The organism is Anaerobacillus arseniciselenatis (assembly GCF_001865995.1).
GTDB classification, from domain to species: Bacteria; Bacillota; Bacilli; order Bacillales; family Anaerobacillaceae; genus Anaerobacillus; species Anaerobacillus arseniciselenatis.
Map to the genome: position 1 here is coordinate 88560 of NZ_MLQQ01000018.1, position 20196 is coordinate 108755.

General features: G+C 36.0%; 20 protein-coding genes and 1 riboswitch. All 20 genes read left to right on the top strand.

The features are described from left to right. Positions 1 to 12 precede the first annotated feature (12 nt). Complete coding sequence (locus BKP35_RS09440; protein ID WP_071313103.1) at positions 13 to 1104, top strand: GerAB/ArcD/ProY family transporter; 1092 nt, start codon at positions 13 to 15, stop codon at positions 1102 to 1104. Continuing rightward, on the top strand, positions 1097 to 2206 hold the full coding sequence (locus BKP35_RS09445) for a Ger(x)C family spore germination protein (protein WP_084031559.1): 1110 nt from the start codon (positions 1097 to 1099) through the stop codon (positions 2204 to 2206). The genes BKP35_RS09440 and BKP35_RS09445 overlap by 8 nt, the downstream gene beginning before the upstream one ends. 215 nt (positions 2207 to 2421) lie before the next feature. Beyond that, positions 2422 to 2636, top strand: a riboswitch (cobalamin riboswitch). 173 nt (positions 2637 to 2809) lie between these two features. Continuing rightward, positions 2810 to 3835, top strand: a complete 1026-nt coding sequence (locus BKP35_RS09450; RefSeq protein ID WP_084031581.1) for an ABC transporter substrate-binding protein — start codon at positions 2810 to 2812, stop codon at positions 3833 to 3835. Then, positions 3801 to 4928: a FecCD family ABC transporter permease gene (locus tag BKP35_RS09455; protein WP_071313104.1), complete on the top strand. Its 1128-nt coding sequence runs from the start codon at positions 3801 to 3803 to the stop codon at positions 4926 to 4928. Before BKP35_RS09450 ends, BKP35_RS09455 begins: the two co-directional genes overlap by 35 nt. Then, on the top strand, positions 4915 to 6387 hold the full coding sequence (locus tag BKP35_RS09460) for an adenosylcobinamide amidohydrolase (RefSeq protein ID WP_071313105.1): 1473 nt from the start codon (positions 4915 to 4917) through the stop codon (positions 6385 to 6387). Before BKP35_RS09455 ends, BKP35_RS09460 begins: the two co-directional genes overlap by 14 nt. After that, positions 6384 to 7394 (top strand): adenosylcobinamide-phosphate synthase CbiB, encoded by a 1011-nt coding sequence (cbiB, locus tag BKP35_RS09465; RefSeq protein ID WP_071313106.1) that lies wholly within the window; start codon positions 6384 to 6386, stop codon positions 7392 to 7394. The genes BKP35_RS09460 and cbiB overlap by 4 nt, the downstream gene beginning before the upstream one ends. Beyond that, a complete protein-coding gene (gene cobD / locus BKP35_RS09470) occupies positions 7391 to 8473 on the top strand; it encodes a threonine-phosphate decarboxylase CobD (RefSeq protein ID WP_071313107.1) in 1083 nt (360 codons plus the stop codon). The genes cbiB and cobD overlap by 4 nt, the downstream gene beginning before the upstream one ends. Continuing rightward, positions 8470 to 9021 carry a bifunctional adenosylcobinamide kinase/adenosylcobinamide-phosphate guanylyltransferase gene (locus BKP35_RS09475; protein ID WP_169819190.1) on the top strand — a complete coding sequence of 184 codons (552 nt, stop codon included), beginning with the start codon at positions 8470 to 8472 and terminating at the stop codon, positions 9019 to 9021. Before cobD ends, BKP35_RS09475 begins: the two co-directional genes overlap by 4 nt. Continuing rightward, positions 9018 to 9779, top strand: a complete 762-nt coding sequence (cobS, locus tag BKP35_RS09480; protein WP_071313109.1) for an adenosylcobinamide-GDP ribazoletransferase — start codon at positions 9018 to 9020, stop codon at positions 9777 to 9779. The genes BKP35_RS09475 and cobS overlap by 4 nt, the downstream gene beginning before the upstream one ends. Continuing rightward, positions 9731 to 10357 (top strand): histidine phosphatase family protein, encoded by a 627-nt coding sequence (locus BKP35_RS09485; protein ID WP_071313110.1) that lies wholly within the window; start codon positions 9731 to 9733, stop codon positions 10355 to 10357. Before cobS ends, BKP35_RS09485 begins: the two co-directional genes overlap by 49 nt. After that, positions 10309 to 10737 carry a bifunctional adenosylcobinamide kinase/adenosylcobinamide-phosphate guanylyltransferase gene (locus BKP35_RS09490; RefSeq protein WP_071313111.1) on the top strand — a complete coding sequence of 143 codons (429 nt, stop codon included), beginning with the start codon at positions 10309 to 10311 and terminating at the stop codon, positions 10735 to 10737. Before BKP35_RS09485 ends, BKP35_RS09490 begins: the two co-directional genes overlap by 49 nt. Positions 10738 to 11049: 312 nt before the next feature. Next, positions 11050 to 12258 carry a sensor domain-containing diguanylate cyclase gene (locus BKP35_RS09495; RefSeq protein ID WP_084031560.1) on the top strand — a complete coding sequence of 403 codons (1209 nt, stop codon included), beginning with the start codon at positions 11050 to 11052 and terminating at the stop codon, positions 12256 to 12258. Positions 12259 to 12667: 409 nt separating this feature from the next. Continuing rightward, the gene (locus tag BKP35_RS09500) at positions 12668 to 13072 is read left to right on the top strand and encodes a hypothetical protein (RefSeq protein WP_071313112.1); all 405 of its coding nucleotides are present in this window, start codon (positions 12668 to 12670) and stop codon (positions 13070 to 13072) included. Positions 13073 to 13311: 239 nt separating this feature from the next. Further along, the gene (locus BKP35_RS09505) at positions 13312 to 14103 is read left to right on the top strand and encodes a hypothetical protein (protein WP_071313113.1); all 792 of its coding nucleotides are present in this window, start codon (positions 13312 to 13314) and stop codon (positions 14101 to 14103) included. Positions 14104 to 14246: 143 nt separating this feature from the next. Beyond that, positions 14247 to 14612 carry a hypothetical protein gene (locus BKP35_RS09510; protein WP_071313114.1) on the top strand — a complete coding sequence of 122 codons (366 nt, stop codon included), beginning with the start codon at positions 14247 to 14249 and terminating at the stop codon, positions 14610 to 14612. Between the two features lie 232 nt (positions 14613 to 14844). Continuing rightward, a complete protein-coding gene (locus tag BKP35_RS09515; protein WP_139192833.1) occupies positions 14845 to 15735 on the top strand; it encodes a LysM peptidoglycan-binding domain-containing protein in 891 nt (296 codons plus the stop codon). A 120-nt stretch (positions 15736 to 15855) separates the two neighbouring features. Then, a complete protein-coding gene (locus tag BKP35_RS18925) occupies positions 15856 to 15975 on the top strand; it encodes a YjcZ family sporulation protein (protein WP_084031561.1) in 120 nt (39 codons plus the stop codon). A 239-nt stretch (positions 15976 to 16214) separates the two neighbouring features. Next, the gene (locus BKP35_RS09520) at positions 16215 to 16415 is read left to right on the top strand and encodes a DUF255 domain-containing protein (protein WP_281244214.1); all 201 of its coding nucleotides are present in this window, start codon (positions 16215 to 16217) and stop codon (positions 16413 to 16415) included. A gap of 215 nt (positions 16416 to 16630) precedes the next feature. After that, complete coding sequence (locus tag BKP35_RS09525) at positions 16631 to 18922, top strand: DEAD/DEAH box helicase (RefSeq protein WP_071313292.1); 2292 nt, start codon at positions 16631 to 16633, stop codon at positions 18920 to 18922. After that, a complete protein-coding gene (locus BKP35_RS09530) occupies positions 18906 to 20177 on the top strand; it encodes a ribonuclease H-like domain-containing protein (RefSeq protein WP_071313293.1) in 1272 nt (423 codons plus the stop codon). The genes BKP35_RS09525 and BKP35_RS09530 overlap by 17 nt, the downstream gene beginning before the upstream one ends. Positions 20178 to 20196: the final 19 nt, after the last annotated feature.

Below are 20196 nucleotides of genomic sequence, written 5' to 3' on the forward strand. Positions count from 1 at the left end.
AGGGTCGATGATATGAAAGAAAAGTTACATTACACACAAATAGCGGTAATTGTTTACATGATTCAATCGGGGGTTATTTTATTTGCACTTCCACGACTAGTGGCTGAAGCGTTTGGGACAAACGGTTGGTTAGGTTTAGTCCTAACCTCTGGAATCGTTTTAGTAAATATTTTTTTAATTGTTTTAGTTTACAATAAAGGAAATGGACAATCCATTTTTTCGATATTAGAAGCCAGTTTGCCGAAATGGATATATTTACCTTTTTATTTTTTAATGGTTGTCAACTTTAGTTTTATTGCTGTATTAATTGGAAAAAACTATGTTTTATTAATACAAACAACGATTTTTCCTACTGTAGGCGCAAATCCATTTTTAATCCATTTTTTGATTACAGCGCTATTTTTTGTCAGTAAAGGAATATATAACATGGGAAAGATCACCTTAGTATTTTTCTTTTTAACGATATGGACGACCTTTTTGCTTCTTTTATTGTTGCCGGAATTTAGTTTCCAGCGAATGACCCCATTTATTTTTCAAGGCGCAAGTCTTTCGTTTGAAAAAAGCTTTGAAGTGTATACCGCATTTGTAGGATTTGAAATCGTACTATTTTTATTTCCTTACGTACAAAACGATAGAAAGTTTAGTAAGGCTGTCATTTTCGGGCACTTATTTACGACCTTTATTTATTTAGCTTTTTGTTTTGTCGCCATGGGCTTTTATAGCTTTGGGCAAATTAAAAATATTCTTTATCCGACACAAAATTTATTGAAATTCATGGAAACTCCATTAATCGAACGAATAGAAAATATTGTATTTATCGTCTTTTTTTTGAAAATTATTGTTACAGTTGCATTTTATTATTGGGCCTCTGTGGAAACAGCAAAAAGGGTTTTAACGAAAATAAAAGAAAAATGGTTATTGTTAATGATCATCGTAGCTTCATTTATTTTTAGTTTCTTCTTTGAAATTCAAAGAGAAATTAATGAAGTTTTAAATATCATTGTTTTAGGGCAAGTCATCTTTTCGTTTAGCTTTCCAGTGCTACTTCTCTTATTATTGTGGATAAAAAATATGAAAAAAAAGCGAGGCAATAAAGTTGCGTAGTTTAATGATTTTATTATTTGTCATCTTATGTTCAGGATGTGCAGAACCACAAACTGTTGAGGATTTAGGCTTTATTCATAGTGTCGGCTATGACTTAAATGAAGCTGAAGACGCAGTGGAAGAAGGTGTTTTAGTTATGACTGTTGCTATTCCACAAATTACACCGACAGCAGAAGTAGATCGTGAAGTGTTAACGACGATTGCTCATACGAGTAAACAAGCACGAGCAAAAATGGCTCGGAAAACCGATCGTATTTTAGTAAGTGGACAATTAAGAACAGCACTTTTTGGCATGAACCTAGCAGAAATAGGTTTTTTTGATACGATTGATACGTTGAAGCGTGACTATACGATTGGATTAAACTTAAAAATTATCGTTGTTAACGGTAATAGTAAAGAATTGTTATTAGAAGATTATCCAGAGCATCCACGAACGAGTAGGTATATTTTCGAACTTATCGATAAAGAAGCGAAATCACATGTTGCTGTGGATACGTCGTTACATCAGTTTATGCGAGATTATTATGATGATGGAATAGATCCTATGGTTCCGGTAGTCAAAGTAGGAATTAATGAAATTATCGTTGACGGAATTGGCTTGTTTGACGGTGATCGGATGGTAATGAAAGTAAATCCAACCGACGCTAGAACTTTGACGATGTTGCATGGAGATTATATAGGTGGTGACATTACAAAAGAGATTAAATTAAAGGAAGAAGAAAAGAGAAGTTACTTATACCTTACGTTTAGTACAATTGAATCTAAGCTAAAAGTCAAAGTGAAATCTCCTGATAAAATTGATATTCATTTAGACGTTAAAGGTAGTATCGATGAGTACACAGGTCACCTAGAGCTGTCAGAGGATGAAGTACAAAAAGAAATTGAAAAGAAGTTAGAACAACATATAGAAAGTGTTGGTGAAAGTTTAATTCAAGAAATGCAACAAAATAATACTGATAGCCTTGGTATAGGAAAGTTTGTACGTAATAGTTCAAAATATAAAGAATGGCAAGAAATGAATTGGAAAGAGGAGATCTACCCTCTTGCAAAAATTAATGTGAATGCGAATGTGAAATTGAAAGGGTTTGGAGGCGTGAAATAATAACTATGGAAAATGGGGTTGCAGCCCCGCAAACTATATATTGAGTGTTGTGGCTCATTTTTGGTAATTATGAAATTCACTCAATAACGTAAACATTAAAGTAAATGAGAACATTTTGACTGCGCAGTGTTGATGATTTAAATCGATAAAGTTTAAAAATAATAATTTACTTCATTAATAAATTACTTTATAATTGATTTAGCACAAAAAAACTGAATATTTGACAAATAGGTTGGGGTTGTTATGCAAGTGTCTGACACTTGATTTTGATAGCCTCTGAAAAGGGAAGTTGGTGAAATTCCAGCACGGTCCCGCCACTGTAAACGTTGAGGAAGGCAAATGTTTCCACTGTGTATAAAAAATATACATGGGAAGGACTGCTAACTGTTGAAGCGTAAGTCAGGAGACCTGCCTATTTTGTGTTTAAGCTCCTTCGAGGAAAAGGTTGTTTAAAGAGCATAGTAATCTAGTTGAAAAACTAGATTGGTAGAAATTTCTACAAATGTGTAGTGGATACATATATGATGCCTTTTTACATTCAACGCTTTCCTTTGGAATAGCGTTTTTTTGTTGCTAAAAAATAGTAGGGGGAAGAAAAATATGATGAAACAAATGAAGAAGTGGGGATTACTAAGCTTTATTCTTCTAGTTATGATGGCAATCGTTGTTGGTTGTAATTCAGAAGAAGTTCAGACTGAAACAAATGAAGATAGTGAGGTTTCAAGTGAAGCAATTACAAAGGAAGAGGAAGAAAATAAAGATGAAAATTCAAATGATAGTATAGGAGGGCAGCAATTTCCTGTTTCAGTTATTGATGGAACAGGACAAGAAGTTACAATTGAAAAAGAGCCAAAAACGATTGTTTCTCTTCAAGCTAGTAACACGGAAGTTTCGTTTGCTTTAGGTTTAGAAGAAAAGATTGTTGGAGTTTCAGATTTTTGTAATTATCCAGCCGAGGCGTTAGAAGTAGATAAAGTTGGTGCTCAAGATATGAACGTTGAGCTTATATTATCTATGCTTCCTGATTTAGCACTCGTATCTGCATACCATTACAATAACCATGCTGAGATCCTAAATCAGTTTAAGGATGCAGGTATTAACGTTATTGTCGTTGGGGATGCATCAAACTTTAATGATGTGTACGAAAAAATTGAATTAATTGGTGCGGTGACTGGTGCAACAGCTGAAGCAGAAGTGATCGTTACTGATATGCAAAAGCGTCTTGAAACGGTGAAAGGACTAGCAAAAGAAGTGACGGAGCAAAAGAAAATTTGGGTTGAAGTTGCACCAGCTCCAGATATTTTTACAACTGGTCAAGGAACGTTCATGCATGAAATGCTTGAAGTGATTAATGCGATTAACGCAGCTGGGGAGCACGAAGGTTGGGTAATGCTTACTGAGGAAGAAATTGTTCAGTTAAATCCCGATGTTATTATTACGACATATGGTTCGTATTACGAGAACCCAGAACAATCTGTGCTGTCTAGAGATGGATGGAGTGATGTATCAGCGATTAAATCTGAACAAGTTTTTGATGTTGAAGGAGATATCGTTGTTAGACCAGGACCTCGTTTAATCGAAGGGGTTGAACATATTGCCAAATACATTTATCCGGAAATTTTTAACTAATAAAGTACTCTGGCTTTATGTATTAAGTGGAGGGTTTGTACTTTGTACAGCCCTTCTCGGTTTATTAATAAGTAGTGTTACGGTCCCTATACCGACAATCTTCACAATTATCATTACTAATACTGTTAATAGTTTTCTTGATCATACGGTTAACCTTTTTATTACTAACACGTTACATTTAGGTTTGCTAGAAGACGTTCCTAGAAATGAAGAAATGATCATATGGAATATTCGCTTTCCGAGAGTGTTACTTGCCTTTTGTGTTGGTGCTTCGCTTGCTTTAGCAGGGGCTGCTTTTCAAGGCTTGTTACGAAATCCTCTAGCTGATCCGTATACAATCGGAGTATCATCAGGTGCTGCCTTAGGTGCGGTTATTGTTATATTTTTTGGTATTACTTTTCCTGTCTTAGGAAGTTTTACGTTGCCGACCGTTGCTATTATTAGTGGCTTTGTAACACTTTTCATCGTATTTGGTTTAGTCCGTTTGAGTAGTAGAAGTTTAGCCATAGAAACGATTATCCTCGCAGGGATTATCATAAGTGCATTTATTGGATCAATTATATCTTTAATCATTTCTTTAGGTGATCGGGAGTCAATGACGCAAATTATATATTGGCTTTACGGAAGTGTTGCGATGAGAGGATGGGGGCACGTTCAAATCATTATCCCATTTATGGTTTTCGGATCACTCATGCTGCTCGTTCATTACCGGGAATTAAATGCGTTAGCATTAGGGGAAGAGGCAGCCGACCATATAGGTGTAAATGTAAAAAGATCTAAAATATATATTTTAATGGGGGCATCGCTTTTAACTGGGGCAGCTGTTGCCGTATCAGGTTCGATTGGTTTTGTAGGCCTTGTCATCCCTCATCTTGTTCGGATTGTCACTGGTCCAAACCATCGTCACGTTTTACCTTTATCAATACTTGTTGGTGGTTCCTTTTTAATTTTAGCTGATTTAGTCGCAAGAATGATCATTGCACCGAAAGAATTACCAATTGGAATCATAACAGCATTAATTGGCGCACCAGTCTTTGCGGCGCTATTAATTAGAGAACGAATTGGAAGGGGGAAGAAAAATGCTAAAGATTAGAAATTTAGTTGGTGGCTATACAAACACTCCAATTATTAACGGGGTTGATTTTGAAATTAGTAAAGGAGAATTTTTTGTCTTGCTAGGCCCGAATGGTAGTGGGAAATCGACGATTTTTAAACTGATTACTGGTCAACTTCCTTGCCAAAAAGGTGAGATCTCTATTAATGATAAGTCACTCTCTTCCTTTTCAAAGTTAGAAAAGGCAAAAAAAGTAGCTGTTCTTTCCCAAGAAGTTCAAATCTCCTTTGATTACACCGTTGAGGAAATTATTAGTCTCGGTCGCTTTCCTCATCAAAAAGGCCTCTTTAAAACACTTTCTGTTGAAGATAAAGAAGTGATTGAAGAGGTAATGGAAATTACAAAGGTAAAACAGTATCGTGATACTCAATTTCGAATGATTAGTGGTGGTGAAAAGCAACGTGTTTTACTTGCAAAAGTTTTAGCACAACAACCTGAAGTTTTACTATTAGATGAACCTACTAATCATTTGGATATTAAACATACGTTTCAAATGCTCGATTTATTAAAAGAGTGGCAGCAAACAAAAGGGTTGACCATTTTTGCGATTTTGCATGATTTAAATGTTGCTGCCCTTTACGCCGATCGAATCGCCTTACTTCATAAAGGCTCATTTTTAGATGTTGGTGACGTTGATACATTAAGGAAAGAGAGTCAGCTCGAAACCGTTTATGAAGTTAAAGTGAATGCTCAGTCACATCCAACCGTTCCAAAACCACAGCTATTAATGACACCTAACCACTCGAAAACAAAAAGTGAATTGCTCAATTTTGATACTAGTTTTTCCATTACAAAAAATGATCAGTTTATTCATGTTCAATTTGAGAGTCCATTAAGAACGATTTCCAACGGGGTAATCGGTGAAGGTATTCAATGGCTAAAGCACTTTTGTAATTTTCACGTTGAAAAACACTATAATGGTTCCAACCCAAAACAAGATTTACAAAAGTGGATGGAAAAATACGAGATTCCTTTTGAACAGTCAGTAGCGATGATGACGGCAGTTCGTTTAGAAGATGTTGTTATTGTAACGAAGCAAATTGAAGACATAAAGGTAATCGCTGTTGTAACTGCAGGGACAGGGAATGCCGTAGATATTACGAATAGTTCATTAAGCCAATCACATGAAAAGGTTGGCACGATTAATTCGATGGTCTTTATTGATGCTCATTTTACAGATGGCGCATTAGTTAATGGCTTTATGTCGGCTACAGAAGCGAAAGTAAAAGCGTTACACGACTTAAATGTGAAAGATCCCGAGACAAATACGATGGCTACGAGTACGTCAACAGATGCCTTACTTCTTGCGGTTACTCAGCAAGGTAAGGAAACTCAATATGCTGGTTCAGGTACGGTTGTTGGCAAAGTAATTGGTCAAACCGTATATGAAGCGACACATAAAGCCGTTCAAAAATATTTTCATAGGTTACAAAAATGATAATAGTTGACTACTTTACGATCTTTAATGGGTTTTTACTACTAGGCTTTATATTATTAATTCTTGCTATTTTATTAGATTTGATCATTGGTGACCCGAGGTGGTTGCCTCATCCAGTGATACAGATCGGAAAATTAATTTCCTTTTTGGAACAAAGTTGGAACAAAGGAGAGTACCGGAAGATAAAAGGGGTTTTCCTTACAATAGCGGTACTATGCGTGGTATTTGCCATCACTTATTTTATACTCTTTTTCGCTTATCAGTTTCATTTTCTTGCTGGATTTCTACTTGAAATCTACCTAATCTCAACGACGATTGCGATTAAAGGGCTACATTCGGCAGCTAAGAGTGTCTTTGTACCTCTTGTTGAAGGTAATTTAGATGAAGCAAGATTTCAATTAAGCATGATCGTCGGACGTGATACAGAAAAATTAAATGAAAGTGAAATTGTCAGAGGAACGGTGGAAACTGTTGCTGAAAATACGGTTGACGGAATAACAGCTCCTTTATTTTGGGCATTTATTGGTGGAGCCCCGTTAGCGATGGTCTATCGAGCCACAAACACACTTGATTCTATGGTCGGTTATAAAAGTGAGTCGTATATTCAGTTTGGGTGGGCTTCCGCCCGATTTGATGATGTCATGAATTATATACCATCGCGACTTACAGCTTTTGCAATGTGGCTTGCTAGTTTTTTTATGAAAGGGCCAAAGAGAAAAGAAGCATTACATATTACAAAGCGAGATGCAAAAAAACACCCAAGTCCAAATAGTGGTTACCCAGAGGCAATGGTTGCGGGATTAATCGGAATACAATTAGGCGGGGTTAATTACTATAAAGGGGTCGAATCAAAAAGGGCAACGATGGGGGAAGCGACTAGAAGTTTAGTAGCAAAAGACATTAATCGGTCTATTTTATACATGCACGGTGGCTGGATCGTATTTGTCATTTTTTTATTTGGGCTTATGTTAATAAAAACAATGGTTTTAAATGAGGTGAAACAATGAATTGGCCAAACCATGGCGGACAGCCAGAAACGATGAAACAACGATTAAATATAAATGTTGAAACAGTTTTAGATTTTAGTGCGAATTTAAATCCTTTAGGACCACCTCTTTGGTTAAAGCAACAGTTAACTGAACAGTTTGAATCGATCACTCGTTATCCAGAACCGAGCTATTTAAAAAGTCGGTGTTCGATTGCTAGCTCGGTCGGTGTTCATCAAGACGAGGTGCTAGTAACAAATGGTGGGGCAGAGGCGATTTTTTTAGTAGCGAAATATTTTGAGAATAGGAAAGCGCTAATTGTTCAACCAACTTTTAGCGAATATGAACGAGCTTGTCTTCACTATCATATCGATGTCGAGGATGTTTTTTTAGAAAAAGAAAGTCAGTTTCAACTTCCATTTACATGTATTCAAGAAAAATTGAAATATAGTGATGTCGTTTTTCTTTGTCGCCCGAATAATCCGACAGGGACAGTCATCGAGAAAAATGAAATCGAAAGACTATTAAAAGAAGCTATAAAGAACGATACATACATCGTTGTTGATGAAGCCTTTGTAGATTTTCTTTTTACATCGGATTGCTCACTCACTTCATTCATTTCCTCTTATCCAAATTTGATTTTATTACGTTCTTTAACAAAAATGTATACCATTCCTGGCTTACGAATTGGTTATTTGATCGCTAATAGGAAAATAATTAAGGCCTTGCAAACTGAGCAAATACCTTGGAGTGTGAATGCTCTAGTTGATGCCATCGTTCCTCATCTGCTTACGGATCATCAGTTTGTAGAAAAGACGAAAAAATGGTTAAGTAGTGAAACGAGATCAGTTACAAGAGAACTGTCTTCTTTAAATTTTTATGTATCGCTTACGTCCGTTAATTTTTATCTTTTACATGATAATCTAAATCAAAGTGGAACTGACGATTTGTTTCGCTATTTATTTAAGAATGGAATTTTAACAAGGCATACTCATAATTTTAAAGGTTTAGACGGACAGTTTTTACGAATCGCCATTCGTTCCAAACAGGAAAATGAACAATTACTATATTGGTTAAAAAAATGGAGACAATTACAATGATTACGTTTATCTCAGGTGGTGCTCGCTCTGGTAAAAGTAGTTTTGCAGAGAACATGGCTTTAACTATATTTAAAAAAGCTAGAAAAACGAAAGCTTACGTTCAGTTACTTTATATAGCCACTGCTAAACGAAGTGATCATGAAATGGTACAACGGATCGATAGACATCAAAATGAACGCGCTAAATATTGGAAAACGATTGAAGAACCCCATTTCATTTCTAAAGTTTTATTGAAGGCAAATAGTGAGGATGTCATCTTAATCGATTGTTTAACCGTTTGGTTAAGTAATATGATGTTTGATTTAGATTTTAATGTAAAGCAATTTATCGAGGCAGTTGATGAATGGCTAAGGATCGTAAGACATAAAGGTTTGTCGTTAATCATCGTATCTAATGATTTAAATGAAGGCTTACCTCAATCAAACCTACTTGTGAACGATTATATTTTTATCCTAGAATCATTACATAAACGAATTGTAAATGAGGCTGATTATGCGGTTGAAGTTATTACAGGGATTCCGACGTATTGGAAGGGGGAGAAGCGATGAAGCAATTCATTTATGGTTTTCTACTAGCTGTTCAATTTTTAACTAGAGTACCGGTCTCTTTTCAGTGCCCTTGGAATAAACAGACGAGCAGGTGGGCGTTACGTAGTTATCCTTTAGTCGGTCTCCTATTAGGATTCATTATCGTATTTACTTTTTATATACTACAGCCGCATCTGTCAACTTGGATGATGACAGTATTGTTAATAACCCTTTGGGTCGGTTTAACTGGTGGGTTGCACCTTGACGGTTGGATGGATGTCGCTGACGCTGTCGGTTCAAATGCCCCATTACAAAAAAAGTGGGAAATTATGAAAGATCCGCATGTAGGTAGTTTTGGTATAATCGCACTCCTATTTTTACTCATTTGGAAGACGGTGTTAATATATAGTTTACTTAACATCGGATACGGACTAATTTTTTCTATCATATTAATTATGGCGACAACTCGTCTTTGTACCGTTATTTTATTAATTTTTCTACCCACTGCCAAAAAGGAAGGATTGGCAGCGGTATGGAAAGCTAATATTGAGCGGACCGATTTACTTTTTGCCATTGTTCCAGTCGTAATTGTAGTTATTTATTTAGACCAGTTCTTGATCTTAATTCCTGCTTATTTTTTATTTGTTATATTTTATGGGCTATGGGTTATGAAGGCATTTAAAGGGATCAACGGAGATTTATTAGGAACAGCGATTGAAGGAGGAGAATTATGGGGGCTTATGATTGTGTGGATTTATTTCTCATTCGTCATGGGGTAACTGATTGGAATAAACAAAAAAGGTATTTAGGACATACGGATCGCGGTGTCATAAAAGAAGAACTCGATCAATCGCGTCTTTTAAAAGAACATTTACAGCAAATAAGATTTGACGGTGTTTTTACGAGCGATCTCAGGCGCTGTCGAGAAACTCTAGCATTTCTAAACGTATCACAGTCTGCAACGTTAGATGCCCGACTTCGAGAAATGGACTTTGGAGATTGGGAAGGAAAAACGTATGAGCAATTGAAGGATGATGAGGCTTATCGAAGCTGGCTAACAAATTGGGAAGAGAATTCAATCCCAAAAGGAGAATCAGGAATCGCCTTTAAAACACGCGTTGACTCATTTTTAAGTGATCGTTTTGAAGAAGCTTCTAAAAATAGTCAAAAAGAGTTGGTTGTCACTCATGGCGGCGTTATTCGATATATTGTTTCAAAATTTCAACCTAGCGAATCTTTTTGGGACATTCCAATTAAACACGGGAACGGGATAAAATTATCTTTAGTTAGAAAGGCGGGAATTTGGCAATGCAACTCGTTATCGGAGGCGCTTATAGCGGAAAACGAACGATCGTAAAGCAAAAAAGTCAATCGCTTTGCTGGATTTCTTCCTACCAAGGTGATCGTTTAGATGACTGGCCTCAGAAATGGATTCCTCGTACCACTTTAGTTTTGGAAGGTTGGGAGAAATGGGTCGCTATAGAAATTACCCACCAACAAGGTGATGATATAATTCGAGAGAAATTTAAGGTAGCGCTAAAAGCTCTAAAAGAGGAAGGGTTAAAAAGAGGAGAAGAAATAGTTTTAATTATGTTAGAGACTGGAAGAGGTATAGTTCCAATGACAAGAGAGGATCGAAGACTAAGAGACCTATCCGGTTGGTTAGCACAAGATGCGGTAGAAATGTCCGATGAAGTTTTTTATATTTGGCACGGATTAGAAAGAAGATTGAAATGAAAAAACACTAAGGCTTTTCCTCGTATATTGTGAAAAGCCTTAGTGTTTCTTATTTTAATGATTTATCCACTTTACCGCCACGCATTAAAATATCATCCTATATCACACTTCCAATAAATTTTTGTTTCCGTAACAAATAAACTATGGTAAGATTTGAACGTTAACTGTAAGATGTATTTTTCGACATATTAAGACAAATGTAAATTGATATGTCAACTCAGTTATGTTTTTATATCATTAAATGTTTTGCTATCGTGTATCGAGGGTATTTTACTGAAGTGGCGCTAGCAACTTAGACAGGGTGTGGTTGAATTGTTTTTTACTATTCGTAAAAATCTAGTTATCTTTTATTCGTTATTATTAGTCATTTTTTTAATAGTAAATAATAGTAGTTTTCATCAACTTACAAATATTATAGTCATTTTATTTTTAATTCCAGTATGGTTTGTTTACAAACAGTTGCAATTATCCGAAAAAAATGAAATGCATTTCAAACAAAATATTAATGAATTAGTAGAAAAGAACCGTGATTTAAATAACGAAATTCATAGATTAGAAGAGATTTATGATGAAATTAATATAGTCACATTTTCGTATGACATCGAAAATGAGCAATTATACATTTCCAAAGGGATCGAAGCAATAAGTCCATTTTCAAAAAGTGAACTAGAGAAAAATCCAAAACTAATTAAATTTTTTATTGCCTCTCTTGATAAAAATAAGGAAAAGGAACTCGAAAACTTATTTAGTAAAGGCGAAAGAGGTAATCTCCAGCTTCAGATTAATGATAACGATGATTGCATCCGTTGGGTTGCCCTTCATACGAGTCCAATTTCTGATGTTAACGGAAAAGTTGAGAGAGTTAATGGCTACATTTCGGATATTACCGATCAAAAACGGTTAGAAGGTAAATTAAAACAAATGGCCTACTATGATAAATTAACTGATTTACCGAATCGAAATTTAATTCAAAAGCATTTAAAGAAAACGTTAGCAAGATCGAAACGACATGAGTATTCATTTGCAGTTATGTTTATTGATTTAGATGGTTTTAAAGCAATTAATGATGAACTTGGTCATGAATGTGGTGACCTTTTATTAGTGGAAGTTGCCGATCGCTTGAATAACGTCGTTCGAGAAGAAGATTTAACAGGACGGCTCGGTGGCGACGAATTTATTATTGTTTTTGAAGAAACAACTACCAATGAAGTAGAAGTGATTGCCGAACGTATAATTACTTCTGCTTCTAAACCGTATATGATTAATGAAAATGAAGCAAAGATATCACCAAGTATTGGTATTAGTTTATTTCCTCAAGATGGTGAAGATATTGAGACGTTAATAAAAAATGCTGATAAAGCGATGTATTTCGCTAAAAATAATGGGAAAAATAGCTTTAAGATTTATAGCCCTGATCTTGAACTAGAAGATGGCAAAGTAGGGAAGTTTCCAATGTTCGATAAAATCATGAATACAGTAAGTCAACTGGACTTAATTCAATCTGTAAAAAATAAATTTTAGTGCATTTCTTTTAAGAAAGAGGTTGGGACAAAACAAGTGTCAGACACTTTTGGCCCACTCTCGCTTGTACTGATTTTCAAAGCGCTCGCATAATCGGAGTGCTTTTTTGTGGTCTTCCTCTGCTAGTAAAGCTTCAAAGCATGCTTCCTCGTAGCAAAGCAGCATCTGGTAGTCTCGAAGCCATATTCCATGATGTGATTGATGTCGGTTATCTTTAGTGACAGGGGATCGCGTCATAATGGGGTTTGTATGAAAAATGTCCGGATTCTCGAGTGAGCCTCTAAAATTCGTCAGAAGTTTAAAGCGAAGCGAGAGAACTTATCCGGCATGTACATCTAAACTCGGTGCTTGAAAATTAACATGAAATTATTTTTTACGGGAATAGTAGTGAAAGAAAAGGAGTGATAAAATGGAAAATTCTACACAAGAAGCGCCGAAAAATATTTTTAAAATTTTTAGTCAAACTGCGCAATCATTGTTTGAAACGTTAAGCGAAATGGTCCAAAAAGGAATTACAGTCAAGGAAATTGCCGAGATGGTGAAAAACCATGAAAATACGAGATTGAAGACTAAAACGATGCTCGGAATTACATTTCATTTTTATAAATTGAAGATTAACGACTTGGTATTTCATTTAGAGATTAAAGAGGATGTAATTGAGAAAATATTGTCTTTTAAGATCCATACAGCAGATCATATCGTTTTGAATTATCGATCTTATGAAGATGAGCTTAAGTTAGAAGATAAAATAAAATCTGAGCATTTGCCGCAAATCGTTAAAGAAAATACTAAGATAAATTACACAGTAAAATGAATTTCACTCAAAAAGCACTCTAATTCAGGGAGGATTTATACCTTCTTTAATTAGAGTGTTTTTGTATGGAAGTTGGTTTGTTGGTTAGTGGACAGTTGGTTAGGCTGCGCTCTCGCCTGACTTTTACATCGTAAAAGGTGACGATGCTTCGTCATGAGCGTTTTTATATATAAGACTAGGGGGGTGCTTTAACGATTCACTTTTTCCTGAATATGATATAAAAAAGGCGGGTGAGTAAAATGTATTTAGTTGGTTTTTATTCTCCGAAAGCAAAATCAGGTGTAACTGAATTGTCTTTATCAGTTTACGATTGGCTTAAAGCGAACACAACTTTATCTGCTGCATTTATATCGTATGGCGAATTAAAAAAAGAAGAGACATCGAATGAACTTGTTCATGAGTTTGCAAAACTAACATTGGCAGAACAAAAGCGTAAAGTGAAAAGAATGAAAAAAGAGTACGATATTATTATTTATGACGCCTCAAGTCAACTTTCTGAAGGTGTTTTAAAACTATTACCAATCGTTGACCGTCTGTTTGTTGTCGGTGAAGAGCATAAAGAGTTTGCGGTAAAGCTTCATCAGATCATTAAGTTAAATAAAATATTTGATAAACGTGTAAAAAATTTTATTACCCATCTTCAAGGAAGTAAGACGTTTATTATCCAAGAAAATGAAGGCCACGTTATCGGCTTTAGTCATTCAAAAAAAGAAACAAATGATATCGGGCAAATGATATATACAGATTATGTGACGTACTATATTAACCAAAAATTAATTGAAGAAAATGAAAAAATCTTTAAGAAAATTAAACGGATCCCTAAAGAAGAGTTGTTTAAAGGGTTATATGAGCTAGGTATTGATTTCGAAAAAGCGCTATTATTCCAGAAATACGTTATTTTACGAGAAGCACTAGGTCAAAATTATAATGAAGCATTAGAAGTACTTTTCCCATTTTTGATTAACAACTCATTCGAGGAGCTATTAGAAAAGTTTAAAATTGAAATATCTTTTATTACAAAGCTTAAATAATTTATTGTTTAGGATGCAAAAAATTGTGAGTCGTATCATTATGATGTGGCTCATTTTTGGTAATTATGAAATTCACTCACATAAAAAAGGAACGATTTTTTTTATAGGTGAATATCATGTATTCAAAAGGAGATGATTAAAAAATGACTTTAGGAAGACATGATTATTACAACAACTTACAGACGCTACATGATGATTGCCAAAGACACTTGAATTATCACGTTACTTTAACGATGGCAGATGGTACAACATTTGATGGAATTATTGAACATGTAGATATGGATCGCATTACCGTGTTGGTTGGTGAGGATGTAATGGAGCGAAAAAGTGAAAACGAAAATGCTTCTGATGAACGGCAATATTATGGGTTTGGTTATGGGCGACCTAGAAGAAGGTTTCGACGTTTTAGACGTCGCCAATTTCCGCTAGCTTCTTTAGCCGCATTAGCTCTATTACCTTACATTGTCCCACCAACGCCATACCCGTATCCATATTATCCTTATTATTGAGGAATCATAGGAATGTGGCAACGGTAATTAGATGAATATTGTTAAAAATACAGTGGTTCTTATTTATAGTAACTGGTTAGCGATTGTTCAATATGAACAGTCGCTTTTTAATCGAATATTAGAACAGTAGTTAATGACATAACTTATACAAGCTTCTAAGATTTAATTAGCTTTTTTCATAATTATTGGTTAATAAAACGAGCTTTTAGTGAAAGGAGCAAGTGAAAAAGAAATGTTATATGTCATACAGCAAGGGGACACTTTAGTTGCAATTGCTAATCGGTTTAACGTTAGTATAGAGGAGATTCTAAATTCAAATGTTCTTTGTAGTCCAGACTTGATCGTTCCCGGATATCTATTAATCATTCCTGATCCAAATATCCCATTGCCGAAAGCTGGTGTGAGCCCATATTATGTCATTCAACCTGGTGACACGTTATGGTGTTTAGCTCAAGAGTTTGGAGCAACAGTTGAAACGCTGGTTGTGAATAATCGCATTGAAAACCCGGATGATATTTTTACAGGAAGGGAAATCTCCATCGGCCCCCCAACCCCTGAACCAAACGAACTAAAAGAGAGCTGGAATGAGACTGGAAAAGAACTATGTAAGCAAATGCCAGACCTTATGGTTCATGGCATTTATTATCACGGGTCATACACTTGGGAGGAAATAGGAGAAAGAGGCATCCCTTATCTTATTGAATTATTGCAGCATCCGTGCGAAACGGTTCGAATATATACTTTCATTAGTATTGGGAGGTTAGCCTTGGATGATGAAAAAGTAACACAAGCCCTCCACAAAGCTTTAAGTGATCCTAATGAAATAATAGTTAAACTAGCTGAATTTGCTTTGTTACGAATTCACCTTGTTAAATTCTGGTCTAAAAGAATTCACGTTGCCATCCAACCTAACAAATTACACCAGGAACCAAACCTGCAATCGCCCGCAATTAATATTCGTGAGGGCGAGGTACTCGTCTCTATTCAATGGTATATTCCTAGTCCAACAGGAGAAGAAGGACCAAGGGCGGGTCCTCAAATTTACGATTATGTCCAAATTTTTCGAACAGGTCAGTTTGGTTTTTTGCCTCGTGTAGGTTTTAATCAACTTCCTATGATTTAATTGTTAAAAATTAAAATAGTTTAGAGTCTATTTAGCGGTAAAAAGGTAGACTTGTCCTGTCATTTATGTAAGAGGAAACATAGTTTATGTCGAACACAGTTTAAAAGGAGGTAGAACACAATGTCTGATTGTTTTAAACCAATTCATACTTTACCGCCAAAACCAGTGACAGGTTTTGCGTTAATCGTTGTATTATTTATTCTGTTAGTAATTGTTGGAACAGCATATGTTACTTGGTAAAATACTGCTAAAGTTGTTATAAGAGATAATGGATACCTTCTCCGGTGGGAGGGTATCCACTATTTTTGTTTTTTACAAATTAATAGAAAAGTAAGAAGAACAGTATTCTATTTATTCCCTCTTTTTGGTGATATATCGTGGTTAATATCCACTTACTTGATTTTAAGTTGAATACTGACCATTGTTTGTTCAAATAACTACTTAATATAAAACTTGATTGATCATCCTAGGAAATCGATATTTCTCAAAAATATATGTCAGCGTACGAAAAGATGACCAGCCAAGAGGCTTGGCCATTAAGTGTATTTTTAACCCCTGACCAAGTACCGTTATGTGTTGTTAAATATATTCCGAAAGAAAGTATGGACGGAAAGCCTGGATTTAAAGATGTGATTGCTGAACTATATGATAAATATAAAAATGATCGAGAAGGATCTTGAGCTTTACGGGAGTATCCTTACTCGGAATACATATAAAAAGGTAAAGAGATAGCTCACTGGAGTGCCAATTGTATTAACTATTCGGACTCTTCTTGTGTTTCAGTATATTTATTTACGGTAATTTTATTATGTAAACTAAATGCCCCCCTCTTTACAACGCAAACGTATATTCTTATAATTGTAAGTAATAGACTTGTAGAGGTGTGGTCAATTTGCTGAAAAAATTATCACTCAAACGTTATATTAAAGAATTGTGCGAAGATGAAAATGTCGTTTATTGGCATGAACTAGAGGGGCAAAGAGCAAAAACAGTGCCTTTTCCTTATACTTTAGACGAACGGATAAAAAAAGCGCTCGAGCAGCGTGGTATTCATGAGTTATATACGCATCAAGGAACGGCTTATGATCTTGCGGTGAAAGGAAGTCATTTTACGGCGATCACGCCAACGGCTTCAGGAAAAACACTTTGCTACAACTTACCAGTGTTACAACAAATTTGTGAGGATCCAAGTAGTCGTGCGCTTTATATTTTTCCAACGAAAGCATTAGCACAAGACCAACGTAGTGAGCTAAATGAGATGATTGATGCGATTGGTGCAGATATTAAAGGATTTACGTACGATGGTGATACGGCTCCGAATATTCGTCAAGTCGTCAGAAAAGCTGGCCATATCGTCATAACGAATCCGGACATGCTTCATTCAGCGATTTTACCTCATCATACGAAGTGGGTTTCCTTATTTGAAAACTTAAAGTATGTCGTTATTGATGAGTTGCATACATACAGGGGCGTCTTCGGAAGCCATGTTGCTAATGTGATCAGACGTCTCAAACGAATTTGCGCTTACTATGGGAGTCACCCACAATTTATTTGTACATCAGCGACGATTGCGAACCCACTTGAATTAAGTGAAAATTTAACTGGAACGAAGATGACCGTCATTGAAAATAACGGTGCTCCACGCGGTAGGAAGCATTTTGTCTTTTATAATCCACCGATCATTAATAAGCCGTTACAAATAAGAAAAAGTACAAATGTTGAAGTGAAAAGACTTGCTAGCAAGTTGTTATCAAATGATATCAAAACGATAGTGTTTGCTAGAAGTCGTGTCCGGGTCGAAATTATTTTAAGTCATCTTCAGGAAATTGTTGCGAAACAACTAGGAAGAAAATCAATTCGTGGCTACCGCGGCGGATATCTACCGAAGCAAAGAAGAGAAATCGAACAAGGGTTACGCAACGGCGATATTAAAGGCGTCGTTAGTACGAATGCACTTGAGTTAGGAGTCGATATTGGACAACTTCAAGCGTGTGTAATGACCGGTTACCCTGGCTCTATTGCGAGTGTTTGGCAGCAAGCAGGAAGAGCTGGTCGTCGCCATGATGAAGCTTTAATTATTATGGTCGCTAACTCTACACCGATTGATCAATTTATAGTGAACCAACCTGAATACTTTTTCGAGGCAACACCTGAACACGCCCGAATCAATCCAGACAACTTAATTATTTTAGTCGATCATTTGAAGTGTGCGGCATATGAACTTCCTTTTAAACAAGGAGATCTTTTTGACGGGGTTGATGTGGAAGATGTGTTACATTTTTTAACGGAACAACAAGTGCTTCATCATCAACAAAATAAATGGTTTTGGATGAACGAATCGTTTCCCGCTCACAATATTAGTTTGCGTTCAGCGGCTCAGGAAAATGTCATTATTATTGATCAAACCGATGTCGCCAACCATCAAGTGATCGGTGAGATGGACACGTTTAGTGCCATGACTTTGCTTCATGATGAAGCGATTTACTTACATGAAGGAACGCAATTCCAAGTCGAAAAATTAGATTGGGATGAGAAAAAGGCATTCGTCCGCGAAGTCGATGTTGATTACTTTACAGATGCTAACTTAGCCGTGCAGTTAAAAGTACTAGAAGTAGATAAACAAAAGAAACATTCCAGCTGTTCGGTTGAATTTGGAGATGTCACTGTAAATGCGATGGCAACGATCTTTAAAAAAATTAAGCTAACGAGTTTTGAAACGATTGGATCAGGACCGATCCATCTACCTGAACAAGAGCTTCATACGAATGCGACGTGGATTCAATTTGAAGAATGTGTTCAAGACGAAATCGGAAAAGAAGAGCTTGAACATGCACTTATTGGTCTTTCCCACGTTTTGCAAGCTGTTGCAAGCGTTTATGTTATGTGTGACAGGAACGATCTTCACGTGACACCACAAATGAAAGCTGTTCATTCAGGAAAGCCAACGATCTTTTTATATGATCGTTATCCTGGTGGCGTTGGCTTGAGTGATGACGTTTATAAGCATATTAATGAAATTTTAACGAGAACGAAACAGTATATTGAAGCGTGTTCGTGTGAAGAAGGGTGTCCGTCTTGTATCGGTGTCGGTTCAAGTTCAAACTCTTCAGCAAATACGAAACAGCTCTCTTTAACCTTGTTAAAGAAGCTTTTAGAAGTAGGGGATACAAATGTCTTTAAAAAATAAACTCTCTCGTATGAAAGGGCATATGCAGCTAGATGGTCGAAAAGCATCTGAACAAGAACAAAAAAATTACGAAGATCATTCCAATGAAAAAAGCGATGCTAAGCTACCTGCAAAATTTAATCAGTGGATACCTTTGAAAGGCAAGCCACTGTTTTTAGAGGAACAATATACAATTTTTCGAGAAATTCATTATCCGCTTGACTTTCAACTAGGGAATACCCAACTTTCAGAACTAAAAGAAGTCGTTCGGCTTTGGGAAGGTGCGGATACAGATCATCCATTATCGACAAAAGGGATCGATGCAGAACAACTGATATTTTTTGATACAGAAACCACCGGGTTAGGTGGTGGAACGGGAAATACGATTTTTTTACTCGGGTATTGCCATCTAGAAGATGACGTAGTGAAAGTAAAACAATTCTTTTTACCTGGGCCAGCTGATGAAGCGGCGATGTATTTTCATTTTTTACAAGATGTTAACGATTTAAGTAACCTTGTTACATATAATGGAAAGGCTTTTGATTGGCCACAAGTGAAAACAAGGCATACGCTAGTTCGTGACAAGGTACCGTTATTGCCGAAATTTGGCCATTATGATTTACTTCATGCCGCAAGAAGGCTTTGGAAAGATACGTTACCATCATGTCGCCTTACGATTGTCGAAAAAGAAATCCTTGGGATCGAAAGAGTTGATGATACACCTGGTAGCTTAGCGCCACTTCTTTATTTTGACTTTCTAAAGGAGAAAGATCCGAAAATCATTGAAGGTGTGCTAAAACATAATGAATATGATGTTCTTTCTTTAATCGTGCTTTATGTTCAGCTTTCGAAAAGAATACTAAATTGTGAAGATGTGAGTAGTACGATGAAAGAAAAATATGAAATCGCAAGGTGGTACGAAAAAGTAAAAGAGCCGATGAAGGCTGCCGAGATGTATGAAGAAGTCGTAAAAAGTAACGTTAGTTGTCGCGATGAGGCGCTTTTAGCTTTAGGTCTCCTTTTAAAAAAACAAAAGCAACGTGACGAAGCGATGGACTGTTTTGAAGGGGTAGCTATTAAAGAAAATGCTCTAGCGATCACCGCTTGCATTGAATTAGCTAAACTTTTTGAACATCAATTTAAAGATTTTGATAAAGCGCTCTATTATTCCGAACGAGCCTACGAACAGCAGAAAAAAGCAGCACGGCTCCTTAGGGAAAAAAAGACGTTGGACGACTTAAAAGCGAGAATAGAAAGATTACGTAAAAAGCGATAGATTCACATTAGCTTCATGT

Bases quoted from the DNA above. Each gene is read 5' to 3' on its own strand.
- BKP35_RS09440 (WP_071313103.1), top strand. From the start codon at position 13: ATGAAAGAAAAGTTACATTACACACAAATAGCGGTAATTGTTTACATG.
- BKP35_RS09450 (WP_084031581.1), top strand. From the start codon at position 2,810: ATGAAACAAATGAAGAAGTGGGGATTACTAAGCTTTATTCTTCTAGTT.
- BKP35_RS09460 (WP_071313105.1), top strand. From the start codon at position 4,915: ATGCTAAAGATTAGAAATTTAGTTGGTGGCTATACAAACACTCCAATT.
- cbiB (WP_071313106.1), top strand. From the start codon at position 6,384: ATGATAATAGTTGACTACTTTACGATCTTTAATGGGTTTTTACTACTA.
- cobD (WP_071313107.1), top strand. From the start codon at position 7,391: ATGAATTGGCCAAACCATGGCGGACAGCCAGAAACGATGAAACAACGA.
- BKP35_RS09475 (WP_169819190.1), top strand. From the start codon at position 8,470: ATGATTACGTTTATCTCAGGTGGTGCTCGCTCTGGTAAAAGTAGTTTT.
- cobS (WP_071313109.1), top strand. From the start codon at position 9,018: ATGAAGCAATTCATTTATGGTTTTCTACTAGCTGTTCAATTTTTAACT.
- BKP35_RS09485 (WP_071313110.1), top strand. From the start codon at position 9,731: ATGGGGGCTTATGATTGTGTGGATTTATTTCTCATTCGTCATGGGGTA.
- BKP35_RS09490 (WP_071313111.1), top strand. From the start codon at position 10,309: ATGCAACTCGTTATCGGAGGCGCTTATAGCGGAAAACGAACGATCGTA.
- BKP35_RS09500 (WP_071313112.1), top strand. From the start codon at position 12,668: ATGGAAAATTCTACACAAGAAGCGCCGAAAAATATTTTTAAAATTTTT.
- BKP35_RS09505 (WP_071313113.1), top strand. From the start codon at position 13,312: ATGTATTTAGTTGGTTTTTATTCTCCGAAAGCAAAATCAGGTGTAACT.
- BKP35_RS09510 (WP_071313114.1), top strand. From the start codon at position 14,247: ATGACTTTAGGAAGACATGATTATTACAACAACTTACAGACGCTACAT.
- BKP35_RS09515 (WP_139192833.1), top strand. From the start codon at position 14,845: ATGTTATATGTCATACAGCAAGGGGACACTTTAGTTGCAATTGCTAAT.
- BKP35_RS18925 (WP_084031561.1), top strand. From the start codon at position 15,856: ATGTCTGATTGTTTTAAACCAATTCATACTTTACCGCCAAAACCAGTG.
- BKP35_RS09530 (WP_071313293.1), top strand. From the start codon at position 18,906: ATGTCTTTAAAAAATAAACTCTCTCGTATGAAAGGGCATATGCAGCTA.